The organism is Ruminococcus sporogenes (assembly GCF_054655175.1).
In genome coordinates this window covers 907,958-926,717 of record NZ_BAAHOA010000001.1, presented here as the reverse complement: position 1 = coordinate 926,717, position 18,760 = coordinate 907,958, and the positions used below count along the sequence as shown (strand labels likewise).

The window sequence follows — 18,760 nt, the reverse complement described above, 5'->3', positions numbered from 1 at the left end:
TGCAGCTTTTGATTTCGCTGATTAAAAACCTGCCGACCATCATTGTGGAAATTGTAAAGGCCGTGCCGCAGATCATCTCCGGTCTGGTATCTGCCTTTGGCAAGGGCGTCTCTCAGCTTGCCGACGTGGGCGCTAACCTTGTACGAGGCCTGTGGCAAGGCGCAGTTCACGCTCTCTCCAAGGCAGTTTATTGATGTGGACGGTAATCCCTGCCAGCCGGATAAAGGCTTCAAGCTGACCTGCGAAATGCTGCGCAGAAAACCGGACTCGGCACTGATTTGGTACGAGGATTTCCGTGACGATACTATTCTCCCGTCCAGCTACTGGACCACGCTCTCCGGCGAATGGGATGTATGGCAAGAGTCCCTGCCTTATGGCGATACCAGCAGGCCTTACTCCCAGCTGGAAGGCGAAGGTCAGCTTGCATGGCTGTACAGCGGCTTTGATGATATCCATCTTCGTGCAAGGCTTGCCTTTCCTGCGGACGGTGGCGGCAGGGCCGGTATCTTCTGCGGCAGTCTGTTCTGCTGCTTAAATTACGATACCCAGCAGGTGGAGCTTTACAACGGTTCCACGCTTCTTGGCAGCTATGCGACCAGCTTCTCCAAGACCAGCGATGCAGACCTGCGCACCGATCCCAACATGTACACTATTGAGATGCGCATTCGTGGAAATAAGGTCAGAGTCTATTCCAGTAACTCCTATACCTTGCACTTTACGGCCACGGTCAGCGGCTTTAGCGGCGGCTACGCTGACTTCCGATGTGGAAGAAAGCTCTACTCGGTTACAGTGACACCAAAGGACATCAATGTCTGGGTGTCGAGGATGTTTCTTGGCGACACTGACGGCTTTTCTATTCTGTATTATCAGGATGTGGACTCGCTGGTCTATTGGACCAATGAAGCAGCCTATCGCTGGGAGCTACGAGGCATCGCCATCTGGTCCCTTGGGCAGGAAGACATGAGGCTATGGGAAGCGCTGCCAAAACAAATATAACTTTGAGACAGAGGGCTGTTTACCTGACCGGTAAGCGGCCTTTTGCAATATCAAAAAAGAAATGGAGGATTTCATTATGAAGGAATTTTGGGCATGGGTCGGAGGGGGGTGCAAAAGTGAGCTTCCAAGCGCTTACCATGCCGCCATACCAAAGTCAGGCCCGCTGGCGAGCTATATTGCCAAGCCCACTGAAAACTGAAAAAGCCCGGAAAGGCCCATTATCAGGCTTTCCGGGCATAGATACAAAAACAGCCCTCCAAATCGGAAGGCTGTTTTTGTATTAAAGTTTGTCCCTTAATATGCTGCCAAAGAATTGCTTGAAAAACGAGGAAGTAAATCAAGGGAGGGCAGGAAATACTCTCAGCATTATTGGCATAGCAGCTGCATTAATCGTTCTAAATACGGTACTATAAAGAAAATGAATGTCAATGGAATTGAGGTTGGCTGCGATAACAAATTTATAACTGAAAATTTTTTAAATACCTGTATGAAATATGTTTTGAAGTACGTACAAAACGAAAGAACGTGTATCACAGAGCAGCTGTTGGATGACATAAAAACTATGCAGCGAACATCTGCGGCAATAGATACAAAGCCCATTCAGGATAAGATTGACAGTATTTTAAGGAAAAAGCACAATGCCATCGACTTAATGCTTGAAGGCATTATCTCAAAGGATGATTTAAAGACACAGGTTGATATATATGACGCTGAAATAAACAAGCTTACCACTCAGATCTCGAATAATAAGGATATTGACGCCTTTCATCGAAAACAGCTTGACGGAATAAAAGCATATATTGAACAGATAAATCGTACTAAAGATGTGGATATAACCAGCTTTGAGGTTTATAACTCAATGCTGAAAAAGATTGTTGTTCACGGCAACAATCTGATTGACTTTTATCTTATCTGTGTACCTTTTGGTTTTCATTTACATTATTTAAATGAAAGAATCCCTCATACACATAACAAATTTGCGGTTACTGTTGATAGCTGCGAAATAATTTCTGAGTAGTGTCTTTTCGGGGTGTTGGGGCATAGTTGCGCTTCTCTTTTGCTTGCGAACGGTATGGCGATGAAGCAAATACAGGAATGGCTTGGGCATTGTGATTTTTCTACCACTGTAAACCTCCCACATATGGTCACACCACCAAAGCAGCCATAATTCGATAAAAACGGGACTGTCGCTTAAATCTAAAAGAGACAGTCCCGTATTATATTATACACTCTCCATTTTTAAAATCCATATTGAACAGCGATAATCAAAATCGCTGTTCATTTTTATTAGCAATGCCGCACTCGTTAGTACGAGCATTTATCATATTGACAATAAATTATTTCTTTTCGGCAATCACAATATTCATATAAGACCTATCCATTGCTTTTCCCCTTATATGCCACAGCGTCAATCTAAAAACAAATGCCATCTCTTAAAAAATTTGTTTCAAATGCCTTTCTGGCTGGATATTTACCATTAAATCTCGTTTTGATAATAGGAGCTAAAACGCTTAAATCCTGAATATCTCTGAACGGACAGTCCATTTGAATGACAGACTCCAATGTCGAACCAACCTTGCTTAATCTTTCTTCAAGCACATCAAAAGCACCATTAATCTGATTTTCGATAGACTGTCCCTTGTTTTTCATACAATAGCTTGTATATATAAAATCTCCTGCCTCTATAATTGTAGAATCAGCCCAAAACTCGTCAACTTCAACTCTTCTGATTTCACCCATGATATATCTGTTCCTCCGTTATGTGTTTTTAAAATCACAAATCAAGCATATAGCTCATTTTTCTTATATAGATATGAGTTTATTGTCAGCACACCACTCTTCGGTAATTTTCCTGTATGCATTATCTCCATTCTTCTCGTATTCCAAGATATGTCACCTTATCTTTAAAGCGGCGGAATGCACCGCTGCCTTTCAAGCAAAGGCAAAGCTCACTGGCAATTTCGGTATTGCCGCAGGAATAAGCAAACTCTTTCATTATAGAATATTCGTCAATATCATACTGAGTCGGCAATGCGATATATTTTATCGAAGTTATCCTCTATCTCGTCAAGCAGTTTCGTATCATTATCCATTTACTCGAACACCCAGACAATCTCGTCGCTTTCCCTATTATAATAAGCAGTGCTTTCGCTATTTGTCATTTCAAGTACTTCTCGAATTTTATCAACTATATTAATATTCATCATCTTCATAATTTTCATACCCATCACGAATTCGTTCAATTATGCCTTTAAGCAGTGCATTGTTCCAATCGACTCTATAATTTCTGTAATCCCATTCAGGAGCATTATTAGAACAACTGCTCGAATAATAAATCTCAGAATGTCCGTCCTCATCTGTTTTCTTTATCGCTTCAAGCAGCTCGAACGCAGGCACATCATCAACAATACCCCGACCTGCACCGTCAAGAATTTTCGGATAAGCATGACCGTGACCTCTGGGCATATCGCTGATTTCGAGAAGCTCTATAATAAAGGTCTGGTCGCAACCAAAATCATAAGTCATTTCGATAACATCACCAACTTTAAGGTCAAGACGGCGGCTGCCGATTTTATAAGAGTACATTAAATCGTAGGCTTCATCTTCATCATAAAGCAAATCCTCGAAATCTTCTTCGGTCAGGAAAAAGGTTACGTTTTTGTACTTTATTTCAAATAAATGATACTCCATTATATCAAAGGCTGCGAGCACCAGATAGCCAAGCTCGGCAAGTGTGTAGTTTGACGAAATCGCAGCAGTTCGCCATATCCTGTTGTCACAGTCTGCGTATGTGATTTTGAATGTGTAAACCTGTGTTGCCATTTTTAATCCTCCTTTGATTTTATCAGCTTTATACAATTGTCCAGATGTTCACCGGAATAATTATTCTCCCTCTCAACCATAGTCACAGCCTTATCCAAATCAACCCACATAAGACCGTCAACCTCGTTGGAGCTATCGAATTCGCTCGCCTTGACATAAGCTATAAAGCCTGACATAATCAGATTTTTCGGTGCGAAATAGTAGCTCTGCACATACTCACAGGAAATCACACGCTGTCCTGTTTTCTCAAGCACCTCACGGGCAACGGTTTCTTCAAGTGTATCACCCTTTTTCAAATATCCGGAGCAGAGCGTGTAATTCTTTGCAGAGATATAATTCTGTTTCAGAAATAGCACTTGATTATTTTCATTGATGATTGCCACAAGCACGCAGCTTGCAGGGGTATCAAAATAGAACTTGTTGTAGCATTCGCAATATTTCTGCTCTCCCTCATCACCGATTGACTTATATGTAAGCGGCTTACTGCACTCAGTGCAAAAGTTTATGTCCATTATAATTCCCCCGTAACTTTAGCTAACCCCTGTGGATTATCAATATTAACCTCGTGACCTGAATTTTCAATCGTAGCAAATTTTGCGTTTGGCAACTTTTCAGCAAGCTTTATTGCTGCTTTTTTATTCACATTGTCCTTTTCTCCACATAGAATAAGCACAGGACAAGTCACCTTATCAAGACCGTTTGTAAAGTCCATATCAGCCATTGAATTTGTAAGCGTAATAAAATCCTTTTTCGTAAGTCCAATATCCTTAAACTGACTTTCAGGCATAAATTTAAACAGCACATTCTGTACTTTAAGCAGGAATTTCGGCATATCATACTGCGGTGCAATAAGAATAAGAGAATTTACTTTTTTCGGAAAGTCAATAGCATAATTCAGTGCAAGAACTGCACCGAGAGAAAGTCCACACAGATTTAACAGTTCAGAAAAATTATTACAATAATCACAAAAGGCAGCATACATTTTATTATAAAAACAGTTTCCTTCGGTAAAAAAATCACTCAATTCAGGACAGACCGTTTCTGTGTCATCAGATAATAAGGATATTGTTTTATCCCAGCTTGAAGCATTCTGTCCCATTCCGTGTAAAAGTACGTATTTCATTTCAGCATCTCCCAAAGTTTATTCAAATCCGTAACCGTATAATCCTGCCCGAAATTAGCATTTTTGTCCCGTCGGTAAATCAGAACGGATTTACAGCCAAACCTCTTTGCAGTTTTAATATCCTTTTCCTCATCGCCAATCATAATCATTTCTGAAGGTACAACGCCAAAATTCTCCGCAATATCCGAAAGTCCTTTCGGGTTAGGCTTACGATAACCGCAAGAGATTGAGGAAACATACATATCGAAATAGGGCAGCAGTTCGGGGAAATAGCTCTTGTGCAGTTCATCGGGCATTCCGATTGCTACATCGGTAAGAGCCGCTATTTTGTAGCCCTCTGCTTTAAGCTTGTCCAAGAAATCAAGAGTTTCGGGATAAATATAAGCTGTCAGATTCATCGACTCATAAAACTTATTTATGACATCGGAAAGTATAAATTCGCCCTGCCAATGAGACGTAGCCTCGCTGAAAATCACTTTGGGAGTAACATCAACCTCAAGAGGATTGATGCGGGGATTATAGCTTTTCAGCACCTCAAATGACTTGTCTATATCATTTTCGATTATGTTCAGCGAAAGTTTGTTGCAGACATAACGGAAACCGTCCTTGTAGAAATCCAGCCACGAAAGCGGCATATTCTTGTATTCCATAAGCGTTCCGCCTATGTCGAAAACTATTACTTTCATAAAGCCTCCGTTTTAATTTCAATTTCGAGACATTATTAAAAACATCAATCTTCGCTATCACATTCGTCAGTTTCAAAATCGCAGCATAATTCATCCTCAAAGTATAGGTTTGTATCGGTAGAAAAATAATGTTCTCCACTAGACAATCAAGTTTTATTAAATCTATTGATCAGCTTGAAGAGATAGATGGTAAAGGCGATTCTGATCGTGGCATAATGGAGATGAACTTTGCTCTCGTTAAGGAGTTAGGTATATCAGGTGTTGAAATTTGGAAAGCTGTAGAAGATATTAATCGTGTATATATTGCCAAAGAAGGAAAGTTTGCTTCGACTGATTACATTTTTACTTCATTGTACCAAGCGTCACAAGGTTTTGAAAGAATACTAAAAATTTTAATTGAACTCATAGTTTATAAGGAAAGCCCTGTAGATAAAGAAAAAACAGATAGATTACTATACAGCCATAAGCATATGGCAATGTATGAATTTATATCGGAACACGCTTCTCTAAAATTAGATGCTAAATGCAAAGCAATGCTATCAATGTTAGAAGCTTTTTATAAATATGCCAGATATAATAGGTTTAGTTATAGCAAAAATGATGTTTTAGAATTAACATTACTTCAAAACTTTGGTCGCGATTTAGATTAGAATGATTTTGATGATACTATAAAACATTTATACGGAAAAAGCCTTGGTAAAACCGCTCAATCACTGTATGCTTTACTTATAGAGTTATGTTACAAATTAAATATATATGTATATGAGATAAGTTCAGAGTCCGTAGCTAGATATGTGTTTTACAAGTACTAGGCAATGATTTGTATGAAATATTAAAACGGTTAGAACAATCCAAAAAAGAATTAATATGGTACTTAATGAAGAGCGGTAGCGAAAATCCGTTAACTAAAATCTTAGATAATATAACGCCATTACCTTTTGAAGAATGCGATACAAATTACTTATTACGTAGTTCGTATGATTCAGCAGTAGAAACATCAAAAGAAGTGCCTTCGCTTTCGCATCCAAAATATGTTATAGTTTTATATTCTACGCTGAATTCTCGTATGAGCATTTTCCAAAATTGCTTTCTTGAGTCAGTCGATTGTATGTCTATTGATGTCATACCAACATAAGCCGAAAAAAGTGTCTTTCAATCTGGAATCTATCTTAATTGCTATTTGTTGCTCTATGTCCTCAAGTATACACACATATAAATAATCTGAAAACGACTTATTTATTTTTGTAATTGTGCACAAATCATCTTTTATAACAAATGGATTGATGTCATTATATGCGGCTTTATTTACAATATCTCCTCTGGAAAATATTATTTTACTGGAGTTTAAAGTGATTTCTCTACCTTTGATAATATTTTCAAAAACAACATCACCATAAGAGAATTCGTCAATCATGCTGCTATCAAAGAAAAAAACTATACTTTTTAGTTTGTTGTTATCTTTCATAATAATCCTTTCCACTACTCTTAAATTGTTTTATTGTTAATTTGATATGATGTTATAAATACCACAGTTCTTAAATCAGTTCCATAAGCCTCTTTTCCAACTTTTCTTTCTCCATACTTCCAGTTGTGCTAAATCGAATAAGAGGGATATTGTATTTTTCCAAAACGGAATCCTTCAGTTTATCACGTTGGCTTTGCTTAATATTGTCATTATGATAAGCATAACCGTCAACCTCAATCGCCAACATAGGAGATTTATCAATAGTACTGAATATTAAAAAATCAATATGCGTCAATGGATTTTTGGCATAAGCAGCTTCTTCATCTGATAGCTTATGAAAATTGCAAATTAAAGAATTAAGCGGCTGTTGTGATATTACATCAAGCTTTGAAAAAGCTTCATTTTTCAGCAAATCTTTTATAAGCGCATACATAAGATTTTCGGAATCGTATTCTGAAATTCGCTTGTGCTTTTTCAGAAACTCTTTCGTTTTTCTTCATAGCACTTATAAAGCATATCAAATACGGAATTGATTTCGCTATGCTTAATTTCAAAATTATTATATTGAATGTATTTTATTAAATCTCCAATGTTTGTTCTGCCGTTCTTTTCGCTATCAGAAACCACTATTCTCATCCTTTTCTTCGCTCGTGATACTGCAACATTAAGCATATTTGGATTGTCAGTAAATTCCGTTATCTCATTATCTACTGTCGATATGATAATATCATCTTTTTCTCTGCCTTGAAATTTGTGTACTGTTGAAATATCAATCTGCCCTGTAATTTCTTCGGCAAGCGCAGATGTTTGGTCTTTATATGGTGCAATGATACCTACATCACTTGAATTAAGTTCAGGAAGAATATTGTTGGTTATTTCATCAATCTGACGTTGATTAAAATGACCTCGTGCGTGATTGCCCTCTACTGTAATATAGGCTTTCAGCACATCACTTTCGCCATTATCCTGTGTCATAATAACTAATTGATTATTATAAAATTTTTGATTGCAGAAACCGATGATTTTTGGATGACAACGATAATGCTCGCGAAGAAGGGTTCGGGAAATATTTTCATAGGTTTTGCACATCGAAGAAAGTAAGCTGTTTTCTTCATAGCGATAATTTAAAGCTATGTTATTACCGATTGATAATTGGGCAATTGTTTTTCTTACATCTTCAGGCACAACATTAGGGAGTTGCTTCAAATCACCTACAATTACCATATTCTTGGCACATGACATTGCAAGAACACCTGTCGTTAAATCGACCTGTGACGCTTCATCTACAATGACATAATCGTAAATTATATTTTTCAAACTGCTTGTCGCAGAAAACGTTGTACTTAAAATTACAGGGTATTCTTTCAGAAAAGCAGAACTTCTTTTCCATAAATCGTCTGCATCAAATGTAGGACGCTCCGAGCGTGTACTATATTTATCGGCAAGGTATGCCTTTAACAATTGATTTGATTTATTTGTTAATTGCGAAATTAAATTTGATATATTGTTTTCGGAAAGATATTTTTCAAGCTGTTGAATTACATTTTCCATTTCCGAAATCTTAATTTCATAAAAAATCTTTTTTAACTGTTCAATAATCTCCTCTGTAGGATAATTATAAACGTCAAAATTTGCAATACCATAAAGCAGAATTGATTTGATTTTGTACCAAAAACTGATAGATTTTTCACTTTCAATATAAGTTTGCAGTTCATTCCATATAGTGAGTATTTTGTCCAATGACAACTTATCTTTTCGCCTGAAAATGCTTTTTTCTGAATGAGTAGTATTAAAATATTCATCAAAATATTCTTTTTCCAGTCTCAACGCAGATAGAGTATGCTTCAACTCAGCAATCTTATTTTGTGTTTCAAAAAGCGTAGTAATCTTGTTTTCGCAATTTTTAATATAAGAAGAAAGTTCATTTTTACTGAAGTCTCCCATCTTGTCAGATGTAAAATCAGGATATTTCTGCTGTTTATTTTGAATAAAAGCCTTTTTGTTTTCATCGCTGCCTAACTGTGCCGCTATATAATCATAATGATATTTTTGCAGCTTTTCAAAAACATTGTCCGTTGCAGAGTTGTTATTGGATACAATCGCAACGGTATAACCACGCATTACAATATTAGCAATAATATTCAAAATAGTCTGCGTTTTACCCGTTCCGGGAGGACCTTCAATAACGCTGATTTGATTTACAAGCGCATTTCTTACAGCAGCTATTTGGCTTGCGTTACAGCCAAACGGAAAAATGATACAGTCTTTTTCACGTCTGATTGAAGAAGACGAAGAGTTAAGATATTTCGCTAAAACAGTATCATCACTAATAAAATTAAGCTTTTCAAACTTTGCTTTAAGAATATTAGTACCATCATCTGCCTTTAATCCTGTGATATCTACAATTCGGGAAAAATACTCAATTAGATTTTTGACCTTTGGAGAGACAACCATATTCTTTTTAATATCCAAATCGCTGACTTTGTAACTCTTAAAACAACCATTTTTAAAAAAGACACGAATATAACTGGTATAACTATCGCTAAATTCAATAATTTTAACAATGTCAAATAATTGTTGGCCTGTCTTCAGAAAGAATTTATAATTACTCTTATCTAGTTCACCTATACTATCCAACCATTTAACATTGTTGTAACTATAGTAAGTAATATGTAGTAGGGTTATTGTTGAAAACAACAGCCTGCTTTTTCTTTACTTTGTCATAATAGCACCGTATAATATCATCTTTAGGTTCGCCTTTGATAATTATTAACTGCTTGTAATTATCCATCGTTGTTTTATCCTTTATTGATTTTGTTTTAATTCAAATAGAATTTATAAACCCTTTGGCTCTCCATACCTTCACTCCAACCGAAATACTTCTTGGGCACATCGCAAATCTCTACAAGCTCCGCACCAATCTTTTCAATAGTTTTATATGAAGCAATATTACTCTCATCACAAGTCAGATAAATAAATTCCATACTGTGAAATCGTACAACATCAAGTACCATAAGGCTTGATTTGTAAGCATAATCATTGCCACGATATTACTTGAAAACCTCATAGCCTATATGTCCGTTATAATATGAATGAAAATTGTTACCGCTACGGATACTGATTTTGCCGACAGTTACTCTGTCGGTTTTTCTTATGATGTCATAATAATGGAACGGTATCATTTCATCATCGCCGCTGTATTTCTGCGTAATTTTCAGTATCAGCATTAGGTATGTTTTTTCAGCGCTGTTTTCAAGAACGCAGGAACAAGATTTGTTATGTCCAATTCATCAATAGGCAGCCAATGTAAATGCTCACTTTGCTGGTTGGTTTTGGTGCCGTTGTCAATGTTTACATCAACATTCTTCATCAGATAGAAGAACACAACCTCGTGTTGACGACAATCTTTTAAGGAAAAATAACGCTCTTGAATAAAAACAAGCCTGTCAATTTCAAATTCGTAACCTGTTTCTTCTCTGAGCTCCCTTAATACAGCATCAGTTGAAGCCTCGTTCAGATTTATCCCACCGCCCAAGGTATAAAAGCAATCGTAATTAGCATTTTTACAAGCAAGCAGCTTGTTATCCTTAATTATCAAAGCCGCTGAACGCAATGAAAAGCGACCATCTGCAATTTTATATCCTACATCCATTTTCATCACCATATATTTTTATAGCTTTCAGCGAGTTCTTTTAAATGTTCAATGGCATTCTTATCCCATTCGCTCATTTTATTGACAAGCCAATCGCACGGAAATTCACCGCAAAGACCACAGAATTTTGCATTATGCTTCTTGCAACAACGAAAAATATCACAGCCGTTCTGCCACATACTTATACACTCTCCGCCGTTCTTCAAGCAGCCTATACAATCTCCAGATATAAAATGCTTACAACCGCCACAGTTTCCACCGCAAGGCGTTATTTCAGAAAAATTCACTTTGTCTGTCATAATACAAGTTCCTCCAAAATACACTTCACATTTTCCTCAACTACTTTTCTTCCATCAACTGTAATAACAGGGATATTCAGCGTTTCAAGCCAATCGATTATTGTCTCGTCTGTTCGTTTTTCGATTATATCGTAAAACACATTTTCTCTTTCATATAAATCCCCGCCCTGTAAAACCCTGTCTCCGAATTTATCGAAAGCACGTTTACGGACACGCTCCATTCTGATTTCTTTGGGAACGCTAACAAATACTGCGTGAGTAAAGATAGCGGCAATTTCGGGACTGTAATTTCCTCTTACTCCTGCAAAAATTATATTATCATTTTGACACAAATCATTATGTAGCAGTTTTACAATTTCTTCCTCGGTGCGCTGTACTGCATAAGGATACGACGGGTCGGTTTTCGGAAAATAGTAATCCTCGACATCTTTAAATGTCCAGCCTGTTTTATCGGCAAGCGCCTTGCCCAATGTACTTTTTCCTGCACCGTTTAATCCGCATATCATTATTTTTGGCATTTCAGTTCCTCCAAACTTTTTCCACAGTTTTATTCTTAAACAAAGACAACGCCAGTTTAGGACAATGATGAATACAGCGGTAGCAATTCATACATTTTGCCTTGTTGATTACAGGATACCCGTTAATTTCGGCAATCGCACCTTGAGGACAATTTCTTTCACACTTGCCGCAATTAACACATCTGTCCTTATGAAGATATATCTGGAAAGTTGTAGCTTTGCCAAGCATTTTATTTGGATAATTCAGCGGTGCGTACCACTTTGATTTCGGAATATCAGCCCTTGAATGTGATTTCAGCTTGCTTATAAAAGTGCTGAAATCACTTTTTATTTTCGCTTGCAAATCCTTTTCATCCTTAAACCAGCAATCCATAAATGGTGTAAGCAGCATTCCGTCTGTTGCGGAACAACGATAGCTTGCTGAATGTATAGGAACAATTTTATGCTTCAGACATTCCTTTGCAAGAATACGCAGACAGTTTTCCGAATAAAGACCGCATGTTGTAAAAATAAACGCAGGAATTTTTCTGTCAGCGGTTATGATTTCAAGAAATTTCATCAGCGGCTTTGCAGGCTCGGAGTGATATGTAGGCGTACCAATAATTATAGCAGAGTGGTTGTCTATGGAAAAATCAACAGGTATCTTTTCCATAGAGTAAATTTCTGTCGATGTTTTATTTGCACAAATTTTTATATGCTCGGCAACAGCTTTCGTATTACCTACACCCGAAAAATATATTATAAGAAATGGTTTCATTGATTATCATCACAAATAATACTCCAACAGCTTTTCATCAATAGGCTCTTTATCCTTAACATTTCTGTAAAGTGCAATTTTGACTATTTCGTCACGGTCATTAATATGCCGATAGATTTCTTCAACACTCACATTTTCGAGAGTAACACCATACAAACCACCATATTCAATGCGTTCCTCAGAAGAAAAATAGTCAGGCATCATAAGAAATTTCATTAAACCAATATATTTAAAATCAATATCATCAATTCCTAACTCTTCGTTACACTCACGGATAATACATTCTCTCGGCGTTTCATTGTTTTCAATACAGCCACCGAAAATCTCCCATCTGTTACGCCATCATAGTTATGCATATTTTTATACAACCCTCCAAACTTTTCACTTTCATACCGTACCGCTCCTAAAATATCTCCACATTTTTTCCTAATAGACAGAGAGCAATAATCTTGCACCAACACAAATATTAAAACTTGTACATATATACAAACTTTCAGAAATCTGCGAAAACAGACTTAAAAAATCCGCCGTTTTTGTAAGTACTTATGAAAGGGCATTAAAATGCTCTCTCAAATTCAAAGAAGCCTTCAATGCACGGAACGGCTGAACGATCCCGTCATTCTCCTGGGTGTCCTGTGCCGCATGAGAAAGCTGGAATTGCTGGGGCAGAATCTGAAATACAGTTCCCCGGAATTTGCAAAGGAGATGCTTGAACTGTCAAATGATGTTTCGGATTCCATCAAGGTGAACCTTGGAGGGCGCACCGGGGAGCGCAACATCATCCGTAACAGTAGCCAGTATTGGCGTGCGGTGGGGCTGATTCCAAATGACCGATCCGGCCGCATCCAACTGACGGAGTTTGGGCGTAAAATGGCTGACCGCGACACCTCCCAGACTGAGTTTGCCGCAATCACAATTCAAACGCTGCGTTTGCCGAACCCTCAAATTCAAAGCGAGGACGAATGCAGCCGTTGGTACACTGCCGGGCTGCTGCTGCACCCGTTAAAGCTGATACTGGAGATTTTGTGTGAACTGACGAAATTGGATCAGATGCAGGGATACATTACGCCGGATGAACTTGTCCGCATTGTCATCCCATTGTCGGGAGCAAAGGCGGCGCTGCAGGACTATGTGAACTTCATCCTTTGGTACCGTGCCGGTGAGATCACGCTGATTGGATGGCCGAACTGCACGGACGGTGCAAATGATTTCCGCATAGCGAGGGAGTGTCTCCTGTTTTTGAACAATTATGGGTATTTGGAAAGACCTGCCGCAAGAAAGCGCGAAGAGGAAGAATACCACGTAAATATCAATATTCTCGCTGAAATTGAAGAAATCATCCGAGAACAGCCGAAGGACGAGTCCCTTTTGAAAGCACTGGATCAGATATCTTCCAGCTAATAGCCTACGTCATGGCGAAGCACGCCGACCCCTCCATTCCTGACACGCCGGAGGAGTGGCTGGACAATTTCAACACCTTTTCGATTTACCAGGTGCTGCCGAAGCTCATTCAGCTCTGGGGCTTAAATGTGCAGACGGATGTCCAGTCTCAAAATTCAATATCTATGACGATATACGTTCCAAGCTGATTAATATGGGCGTACCTCAGGAAGAAATAGCGTTTATTCATTCGGCCAAAACAAAGGAGGCAAAGGAAAAGCTTTTTGAAAAGGTTCGTAACGGGGACGTTCGGATTATGATCGGTTCTACTTCAAAAATGGGGGCAGGCACGAACGTGCAGAACAAGCTGATTGCTTCCCATGATTTAAACTGTCCTTGGAAACCCCGTGATATGGAGCAGCGCCGCGGGCGTATGGTAAGACAAGGAAACGAAAATAAAAAGGTGCAGCTCTTCAGATATGTAACTAAGGACACCTTTGACGCATATTTATTCCAGACGCTTGAGAATAAGCAGCGGTTTATCTCACAGATCATGACTTCAAAAACCCCGGCAAGAAACTGCGACGATATTGACGAATCAACGCTCAGTTACGCGGAGGTAAAAGCCCTTTGCATTGCAAATCCTCATATCAAGGAAAAAATGGAACTCGATATAGAGATTTCAAAGCTTCAGATGATAAAGTCTGAATTTATGAATATACATTACAGGCTTGAGGACGCCGTTCATGTAAAGCTTCCTCAAGAGCTTGCAAATGAAATTTCAGAGCTTAAGAATATGGAGGCGGACAGAAAAGCGTTAGCGGATTATCCAATCGAACACGACAGCGAAGGACATGAAGCTTTCAGCCCTATGACTGTAAACGGAAGAACGTTTACAGACAGAAAGGAAGCCGGAGCAGCCTTGATTAAAGCTGCAATACAATCGGCAATAGGAAACAAAAACAATGCTGTTACCATAGGCGAATACAAGGGCTTTAAGCTTGATGTATATACCGACAGCGCTGGAAAAGTTAATCTTTATATAAAGGGAAAATCAAGCGTCAGTATTATAATGAGCGAAAGCGAAGGAGGAAATATAACGAAAATCAATAACGCGCTGAATAATATTGAGGATAGAATAGTCCGTTGTAAGGACAGAATTGAAGCCCTTAAAACCGCAAAGGCAGCGCAGATTATTGCAATTAAAGCTGTGATAATAAACAGATTGATTTTTTTCATTTCTATCCCTCCATATTTATATGAATTAATTATATCATGTTATCAATTAATTGTCAATTATTGTCAGAGTAAAGCGATTCTGTAAGTTGCCTTATATAACGGTCACAATTGAACTCCATTTCTTCATAAATATATTCGCTGCAATGCTGTAAAACATAATCAATGCATTCCTTCAGATTGCCGTCAGGGTTTTCTTCTTCGTAATCTTCAATCGTTGAGCGAATATAGTGACTGTATTCTTCATTAAACCGTTCAATTGCAGGTTCAGCTTCACGATCCTCCCATTTCTTTTCAATATACTGCTCCATAAGCTTTTCAGATTCGGTTTCCTTACCGATTGGGTTAAGACTTACCATATCTTCAATCATGCATGAAAGATATGTTTCAAGATTCAGGTCAAGCTCATAAGCCTTTTCACGTAATACCTCAAGCTTAAAATCGTCAAATTCTAAAAACATTTCCTGTGTCATAATAATTTCCTCCTTATTCGCCATTGGCGAATTTTTTAAAATAATCTGAATGAAGCTGTATTAAACAATGCAAAAGCTATTCCGGATATACCGTTCAATATATTCTGAATCATATCCGGCGCAAACATTACAAGCGTTATAAAGCCTACTGCTATCACTATTGATATGAATCCTGTCAAACTAAATCCAACAGTAAAGAACATTGATATAAAGGCAAATCCACACATAAGAAGAATAAAACTTCCGATGACTTTAATCAGTCCTGAAAAAATTCCGTTGGGTATCGTCATGACAAAAAAGAATAATATAATAATCGTACCGATCGAGTAAATCAAAAGCTTGGCTGTAAGCTTTAACGGCAGAAGCAAAAGTTTAAGCAATAACATGTATATCCTCCGTTCAATTCGCCGTTGGCGAATTTATTTATACTTGACATTTTAATTTAGTAATGGTATAATGTAAATGAAAAAAGGTGACTGCGATAAGCGGTTTCTCCAAAATTATTAGTATAAAAGAAATACCGCAAACTTTGAGAGAGATGGCGGTATTTCTTTTTATCTATGTAAAAAGAACTTTACTTTTTCTTGTTAAAAACAAGATAGCAAAGAGAGATAACTCCTGTGAGCATTGTGACAAATAAACATAAGTCAGAGAATGTCATCATAGCTATCACCTCCCTTGTCGGGAGAAACCGCCTACCGTTTTATGCAATCACCTTAATGGTAATTATATCATAAACGGTATATATTTGTCAATTGAAGTCTTTTCCGCTGAAAGACTTCTTTTTTTATTCAGGTATTTTCATCAAAGAAATATTCGAGAGCCTTTTCAATTACCGCAATAATTTCTGTTTCATCTGAGTCCTCGTCAAAATACTTTGAATAAAGCTCAGGTTTGATTTTTATAGCTCTTTTCTTAGGTTTATCGCTAAACAGTCTTATAACCTCGTTTCGGCTGATCTCCGGATTATCCTGAAACGCTTTTCTCAGCAGCGTAGCGCGTTTTGTATCAATCTTCATAAACATTTTCTTATCATTGCTCGTATCCTTGCAAATGTTAAAAATCAATTCCTGACCGTTCTCAGGTATATACGACAGTTCGACAGCCGCTCTGACTGCAAGCTGCTTGGAATCAACCCAAGGCTTAAGCTGAGGTATAAGCTTATTGATTCTGATCAAACGAGCGACGCTGTCCTTGCTCAGACCGTATTCCTCTCCGGCGGCTGCAAGCTTGCTTTTACCGGATACGCCGTTTTCCATTGCTGTAAGCTCATCGGCGATAGCGTTTCTTTTTTCCGATGTAAACAGCTCTGAATGATAAGCGGCTATCACCGCCGCCTGTTCTGAAATTCTTATATCTCCGAAACCTCTTTGAAGCAGATTAGTAAAGGCGATATATACTTTTGCTTCCTCTTCGGAAAGATTTTCTTTGATGATTGCCGGAATCGTTTCTTTTCCCGCGTCTCTGCTGCAGCGGCAGCGATTGTTTCCCGCAAGTATTTCATATTTTCCGAATTCACGAGGATCGGGTCTTACAATAACAGGCTGCATAACGCCGTGCTTTCTGATACTTTCAGTCATATCGCTTCGTTTTTCATCATCGTACATAGTAAACTGGTGGTTATACGTATGATTGAGCATGTCAAGCGGTATTTCCTTTATCTGATTCTCCTGCGACATCATTGTTCCTATATCAAAGGTTGCAAGCATTATCAACATCTCCTTAATACTTCTTCGGCAAGAGCCTTGTATTCTTCACCAAGCTTTGTCTTGTTCAGGCACAGACTTTTATTTTTCTCCGAGCTGTTGGCGGCTTCAACGGATTTATGAATAACAGTATCAAACAGAAGTCCGTTGTATTTTTCGTGAAGGGATTCAGAAGTGCTTCTGCTCATGTTGGTATTATCGAACATGGTAGCAAGTACTCCGCAGTATTTCAGATCCTTGTTTATTGTTTCTCTTACCTGATCGCAGATGTTTGTCAGACTTGCAAGTCCTTCAAAGGCAAATTTTTGGGTTTGTACCGGAATTATAACGTTATTAGACGCGGTCAGAGCGTTAATCAGAAGTATTCCCAACGAGGGCAAGCAGTCGATTAAAACATAATCATAATCATTTAAATTGTCGGCTGTAAGAATCCTTTTCAGAACAGTTTCCCTTGAAAGAGCGTTCATCAGATACGCTTCAGCGTTGGCAAGATTAATATCTGAAGGAATGTAGCTGATTTTATTCTGCTCTGAAGCTCTTACACATTCTGAAAATTCCTCCGGTGTAATCTTCATATTGTTAGCAATACTTAATATCATATTACTTATTGTAGGCTTGCCGTCTCCGTCAAATCCAAGATAACTGGACAGATTAGCTTGTGGATCAAGGTCTATCAGAAGTACTTTTAATCCGTTCATAGCAAGAGCAGTACCCAAATTCAATGTAGTAGTGGTTTTACCTACTCCTCCCTTTTGATTAGCTATTGATATAATTTTACACATGATTTTTATCTCCTTTATTTTATTGATTTTGAGTTCGCCATTGGCGAATTGTGTTTTTGTTTTTTACTGTATTTATATTATAACACATGTACCAGTACATTTCAATAGGCATAACACCCAAAAAAACCATTTATTATTTGTACAATATGCACATGTACAAGTGTATAGACTTGTGATATAATTAAAGAGAAAGGTTGTGATTTTATGGCAATGTCTGAAGCCAGAAAGAAAGCAAATGAAAAATACAATGCAAAAGCTTATGATCAAATAAAAATAATTGTTAAAAAAGGAAAACGTGATTTAATTAAAACTCATGCTAAAAATTGTGGTATGAGTTTAAATGGATACATAAATAAATTAATTGAAGATGATATGAATAAAAATGATTGATTTATTTCCAGAAATATAGCCTTGCCTGATGGCAAGGCTTTTTTACTTTTTTATTCCTTGATCTTCTAACATTTGGGACATTCTTTCATCTATTCTTGCCTTGTTTTCATGATTAAGGCGGTTAAATTTTTCAGTAAAGCGCGATGGCGATATACTTTTACAAAAAGTTTTGTCATTGGTCCTTCCGGCTATGTAATCTAATGATACATCATAATGATCCGCTAATATGATTGCTTTTGAAAAAGGTATATCAATATCGCCTCGTTCGTATTTTCCATAATGATTAGTTGATACATCAATTATTTCAGAAACTTTCGCCTGAGTCAAATCCGCGTCCTCCTTTAAGTCCTTCAATCTTTGATAATAAGCCATAAATATGACCTCCTTGAATTTTATTTTACATAAAATTCTATCATATATATGGGTTTAATATTTAATTATCAAATATATTTGGTATTTTATGTCAAATTTATG

Annotated in this window: 25 protein-coding genes and 2 pseudogenes; 6 read left to right on the top strand and 21 right to left on the bottom strand. The window is 37.7% G+C overall.

Going from position 1 to position 18,760, the window contains the following annotated elements:
* Positions 1-141: 141 nt before the first annotated feature.
* Together ACYQ0N_RS05005 and ACYQ0N_RS05000 are read left to right on the top strand one after the other, a co-directional pair.
* Positions 142-996: pseudogene (locus ACYQ0N_RS05005) on the top strand (glycosyl hydrolase family 18 protein); the annotation flags it as partial.
* Positions 997-1,309: 313 nt separating this feature from the next.
* Entirely contained in the window at positions 1,310-2,014 is a 705-nt protein-coding gene (locus tag ACYQ0N_RS05000; RefSeq protein WP_177531364.1) for a hypothetical protein, read from the top strand.
* A 395-nt stretch (positions 2,015-2,409) separates the two neighbouring features.
* On the opposite strand, the gene ACYQ0N_RS04995 is transcribed toward ACYQ0N_RS05000, so the two are convergent.
* The 6 genes from ACYQ0N_RS04995 to ACYQ0N_RS04970 all read right to left on the bottom strand — a co-directional run bounded on the left by ACYQ0N_RS04995 (position 2,410) and on the right by ACYQ0N_RS04970 (position 5,628).
* Positions 2,410-2,736, bottom strand: coding sequence for a RidA family protein (locus ACYQ0N_RS04995; RefSeq protein WP_177531363.1), 327 nt, complete (start codon positions 2,734-2,736; stop codon positions 2,410-2,412).
* 121 nt (positions 2,737-2,857) lie between these two features.
* Complete coding sequence (locus tag ACYQ0N_RS04990) at positions 2,858-2,992, bottom strand: hypothetical protein (protein WP_460162023.1); 135 nt, start codon at positions 2,990-2,992, stop codon at positions 2,858-2,860.
* Between the two features lie 197 nt (positions 2,993-3,189).
* Positions 3,190-3,819 (bottom strand): plasmid pRiA4b ORF-3 family protein, encoded by a 630-nt coding sequence (locus tag ACYQ0N_RS04985; RefSeq protein WP_460162022.1) that lies wholly within the window; start codon positions 3,817-3,819, stop codon positions 3,190-3,192.
* A gap of 2 nt (positions 3,820-3,821) precedes the next feature.
* Complete coding sequence (locus tag ACYQ0N_RS04980) at positions 3,822-4,331, bottom strand: NUDIX domain-containing protein (protein WP_460162021.1); 510 nt, start codon at positions 4,329-4,331, stop codon at positions 3,822-3,824.
* The gene (locus tag ACYQ0N_RS04975; RefSeq protein WP_177531361.1) at positions 4,331-4,942 is read right to left on the bottom strand and encodes an alpha/beta fold hydrolase; all 612 of its coding nucleotides are present in this window, start codon (positions 4,940-4,942) and stop codon (positions 4,331-4,333) included. The genes ACYQ0N_RS04980 and ACYQ0N_RS04975 overlap by 1 nt, the downstream gene beginning before the upstream one ends.
* On the bottom strand, positions 4,939-5,628 hold the full coding sequence (locus ACYQ0N_RS04970) for an HAD family hydrolase (RefSeq protein WP_460162020.1): 690 nt from the start codon (positions 5,626-5,628) through the stop codon (positions 4,939-4,941). The genes ACYQ0N_RS04975 and ACYQ0N_RS04970 overlap by 4 nt, the downstream gene beginning before the upstream one ends.
* A gap of 128 nt (positions 5,629-5,756) precedes the next feature.
* On the opposite strand from ACYQ0N_RS04970, the gene ACYQ0N_RS04965 reads away from it, so the two are divergent.
* Entirely contained in the window at positions 5,757-6,278 is a 522-nt protein-coding gene (locus ACYQ0N_RS04965; protein ID WP_177531359.1) for a hypothetical protein, read from the top strand.
* 446 nt (positions 6,279-6,724) lie between these two features.
* Here ACYQ0N_RS04965 and ACYQ0N_RS04960 read toward each other — a convergent pair whose 3' ends face one another.
* The 10 genes and pseudogenes from ACYQ0N_RS04960 to ACYQ0N_RS04915 all read right to left on the bottom strand — a co-directional run.
* Entirely contained in the window at positions 6,725-7,093 is a 369-nt protein-coding gene (locus ACYQ0N_RS04960) for a hypothetical protein (RefSeq protein WP_177531358.1), read from the bottom strand.
* A gap of 70 nt (positions 7,094-7,163) precedes the next feature.
* Positions 7,164-7,553, bottom strand: a complete 390-nt coding sequence (locus ACYQ0N_RS04955; protein ID WP_330068698.1) for a DUF2726 domain-containing protein — start codon at positions 7,551-7,553, stop codon at positions 7,164-7,166.
* Between the two features lie 14 nt (positions 7,554-7,567).
* Complete coding sequence (locus tag ACYQ0N_RS04950) at positions 7,568-9,730, bottom strand: DEAD/DEAH box helicase (protein WP_330068692.1); 2,163 nt, start codon at positions 9,728-9,730, stop codon at positions 7,568-7,570.
* A 182-nt stretch (positions 9,731-9,912) separates the two neighbouring features.
* Positions 9,913-10,107 carry a hypothetical protein gene (locus ACYQ0N_RS04945; protein ID WP_460162019.1) on the bottom strand — a complete coding sequence of 65 codons (195 nt, stop codon included), beginning with the start codon at positions 10,105-10,107 and terminating at the stop codon, positions 9,913-9,915.
* Between the two features lie 36 nt (positions 10,108-10,143).
* A complete protein-coding gene (locus tag ACYQ0N_RS04940) occupies positions 10,144-10,320 on the bottom strand; it encodes a hypothetical protein (RefSeq protein WP_177531354.1) in 177 nt (58 codons plus the stop codon).
* Positions 10,320-10,745 carry an NUDIX hydrolase gene (locus ACYQ0N_RS04935; protein WP_460162018.1) on the bottom strand — a complete coding sequence of 142 codons (426 nt, stop codon included), beginning with the start codon at positions 10,743-10,745 and terminating at the stop codon, positions 10,320-10,322. The genes ACYQ0N_RS04940 and ACYQ0N_RS04935 overlap by 1 nt, the downstream gene beginning before the upstream one ends.
* A gap of 5 nt (positions 10,746-10,750) precedes the next feature.
* Positions 10,751-11,044 (bottom strand): DUF3795 domain-containing protein, encoded by a 294-nt coding sequence (locus ACYQ0N_RS04930; RefSeq protein WP_460162017.1) that lies wholly within the window; start codon positions 11,042-11,044, stop codon positions 10,751-10,753.
* Positions 11,041-11,562, bottom strand: a complete 522-nt coding sequence (locus ACYQ0N_RS04925) for an AAA family ATPase (RefSeq protein WP_460162016.1) — start codon at positions 11,560-11,562, stop codon at positions 11,041-11,043. Before ACYQ0N_RS04925 ends, ACYQ0N_RS04930 begins: the two co-directional genes overlap by 4 nt.
* A 1-nt stretch (position 11,563) precedes the next feature.
* A complete protein-coding gene (locus ACYQ0N_RS04920; protein WP_177531351.1) occupies positions 11,564-12,319 on the bottom strand; it encodes an EFR1 family ferrodoxin in 756 nt (251 codons plus the stop codon).
* Between the two features lie 9 nt (positions 12,320-12,328).
* A pseudogene (locus tag ACYQ0N_RS04915) lies at positions 12,329-12,646 on the bottom strand (NUDIX domain-containing protein); the annotation flags it as partial.
* A 315-nt stretch (positions 12,647-12,961) separates the two neighbouring features.
* Here ACYQ0N_RS04915 and ACYQ0N_RS04910 point away from each other — a divergent pair.
* Both ACYQ0N_RS04910 and ACYQ0N_RS04905 read left to right on the top strand, forming a co-directional pair.
* Entirely contained in the window at positions 12,962-13,720 is a 759-nt protein-coding gene (locus ACYQ0N_RS04910; protein WP_460162015.1) for a hypothetical protein, read from the top strand.
* Between the two features lie 55 nt (positions 13,721-13,775).
* Complete coding sequence (locus ACYQ0N_RS04905) at positions 13,776-15,023, top strand: helicase-related protein (protein ID WP_460162014.1); 1,248 nt, start codon at positions 13,776-13,778, stop codon at positions 15,021-15,023.
* Here ACYQ0N_RS04905 and ACYQ0N_RS04900 read toward each other — a convergent pair.
* The 4 genes from ACYQ0N_RS04900 to ACYQ0N_RS04885 form a co-directional block, all read right to left on the bottom strand.
* Positions 14,992-15,408 carry a hypothetical protein gene (locus ACYQ0N_RS04900; protein WP_460161541.1) on the bottom strand — a complete coding sequence of 139 codons (417 nt, stop codon included), beginning with the start codon at positions 15,406-15,408 and terminating at the stop codon, positions 14,992-14,994. The genes ACYQ0N_RS04905 and ACYQ0N_RS04900 overlap by 32 nt on opposite strands.
* 35 nt (positions 15,409-15,443) lie before the next feature.
* Positions 15,444-15,794: a hypothetical protein gene (locus tag ACYQ0N_RS04895; RefSeq protein WP_460162013.1), complete on the bottom strand. Its 351-nt coding sequence runs from the start codon at positions 15,792-15,794 to the stop codon at positions 15,444-15,446.
* Between the two features lie 405 nt (positions 15,795-16,199).
* Positions 16,200-17,117 (bottom strand): ParB/RepB/Spo0J family partition protein, encoded by a 918-nt coding sequence (locus ACYQ0N_RS04890; protein ID WP_177531624.1) that lies wholly within the window; start codon positions 17,115-17,117, stop codon positions 16,200-16,202.
* A gap of 2 nt (positions 17,118-17,119) precedes the next feature.
* Positions 17,120-17,896: a ParA family protein gene (locus ACYQ0N_RS04885; RefSeq protein WP_460162012.1), complete on the bottom strand. Its 777-nt coding sequence runs from the start codon at positions 17,894-17,896 to the stop codon at positions 17,120-17,122.
* A gap of 204 nt (positions 17,897-18,100) precedes the next feature.
* Here ACYQ0N_RS04885 and ACYQ0N_RS04880 point away from each other — a divergent pair, with 204 nt between their 5' ends.
* Positions 18,101-18,286, top strand: a complete 186-nt coding sequence (locus tag ACYQ0N_RS04880) for a hypothetical protein (protein ID WP_460162011.1) — start codon at positions 18,101-18,103, stop codon at positions 18,284-18,286.
* Positions 18,287-18,328: 42 nt separating this feature from the next.
* On the opposite strand, the gene ACYQ0N_RS04875 is transcribed toward ACYQ0N_RS04880, so the two are convergent.
* A complete protein-coding gene (locus ACYQ0N_RS04875) occupies positions 18,329-18,658 on the bottom strand; it encodes a helix-turn-helix domain-containing protein (protein WP_460162010.1) in 330 nt (109 codons plus the stop codon).
* Between the last annotated feature and the right edge of the window lie 102 nt (positions 18,659-18,760).

Bases quoted from the DNA above. Each gene is read 5' to 3' on its own strand.
- ACYQ0N_RS04995 (WP_177531363.1), bottom strand. From the start codon at position 2,736: ATGGGTGAAATCAGAAGAGTTGAAGTTGACGAGTTTTGGGCTGATTCT.
- ACYQ0N_RS04990 (WP_460162023.1), bottom strand. From the start codon at position 2,992: ATGAAAGAGTTTGCTTATTCCTGCGGCAATACCGAAATTGCCAGTGAG.
- ACYQ0N_RS04985 (WP_460162022.1), bottom strand. From the start codon at position 3,819: ATGGCAACACAGGTTTACACATTCAAAATCACATACGCAGACTGTGAC.
- ACYQ0N_RS04980 (WP_460162021.1), bottom strand. From the start codon at position 4,331: ATGGACATAAACTTTTGCACTGAGTGCAGTAAGCCGCTTACATATAAG.
- ACYQ0N_RS04975 (WP_177531361.1), bottom strand. From the start codon at position 4,942: ATGAAATACGTACTTTTACACGGAATGGGACAGAATGCTTCAAGCTGG.
- ACYQ0N_RS04970 (WP_460162020.1), bottom strand. From the start codon at position 5,628: ATGAAAGTAATAGTTTTCGACATAGGCGGAACGCTTATGGAATACAAG.
- ACYQ0N_RS04965 (WP_177531359.1), top strand. From the start codon at position 5,757: ATGTTCTCCACTAGACAATCAAGTTTTATTAAATCTATTGATCAGCTT.
- ACYQ0N_RS04960 (WP_177531358.1), bottom strand. From the start codon at position 7,093: ATGAAAGATAACAACAAACTAAAAAGTATAGTTTTTTTCTTTGATAGC.
- ACYQ0N_RS04945 (WP_460162019.1), bottom strand. From the start codon at position 10,107: ATGGTACTTGATGTTGTACGATTTCACAGTATGGAATTTATTTATCTG.
- ACYQ0N_RS04940 (WP_177531354.1), bottom strand. From the start codon at position 10,320: ATGCTGATACTGAAAATTACGCAGAAATACAGCGGCGATGATGAAATG.
- ACYQ0N_RS04935 (WP_460162018.1), bottom strand. From the start codon at position 10,745: ATGGATGTAGGATATAAAATTGCAGATGGTCGCTTTTCATTGCGTTCA.
- ACYQ0N_RS04930 (WP_460162017.1), bottom strand. From the start codon at position 11,044: ATGACAGACAAAGTGAATTTTTCTGAAATAACGCCTTGCGGTGGAAAC.
- ACYQ0N_RS04925 (WP_460162016.1), bottom strand. From the start codon at position 11,562: ATGCCAAAAATAATGATATGCGGATTAAACGGTGCAGGAAAAAGTACA.
- ACYQ0N_RS04920 (WP_177531351.1), bottom strand. From the start codon at position 12,319: ATGAAACCATTTCTTATAATATATTTTTCGGGTGTAGGTAATACGAAA.
- ACYQ0N_RS04910 (WP_460162015.1), top strand. From the start codon at position 12,962: ATGAGAAAGCTGGAATTGCTGGGGCAGAATCTGAAATACAGTTCCCCG.
- ACYQ0N_RS04900 (WP_460161541.1), bottom strand. From the start codon at position 15,408: ATGACACAGGAAATGTTTTTAGAATTTGACGATTTTAAGCTTGAGGTA.
- ACYQ0N_RS04895 (WP_460162013.1), bottom strand. From the start codon at position 15,794: ATGTTATTGCTTAAACTTTTGCTTCTGCCGTTAAAGCTTACAGCCAAG.
- ACYQ0N_RS04890 (WP_177531624.1), bottom strand. From the start codon at position 17,117: ATGCTTGCAACCTTTGATATAGGAACAATGATGTCGCAGGAGAATCAG.
- ACYQ0N_RS04885 (WP_460162012.1), bottom strand. From the start codon at position 17,896: ATGTGTAAAATTATATCAATAGCTAATCAAAAGGGAGGAGTAGGTAAA.
- ACYQ0N_RS04880 (WP_460162011.1), top strand. From the start codon at position 18,101: ATGGCAATGTCTGAAGCCAGAAAGAAAGCAAATGAAAAATACAATGCA.
- ACYQ0N_RS04875 (WP_460162010.1), bottom strand. From the start codon at position 18,658: ATGGCTTATTATCAAAGATTGAAGGACTTAAAGGAGGACGCGGATTTG.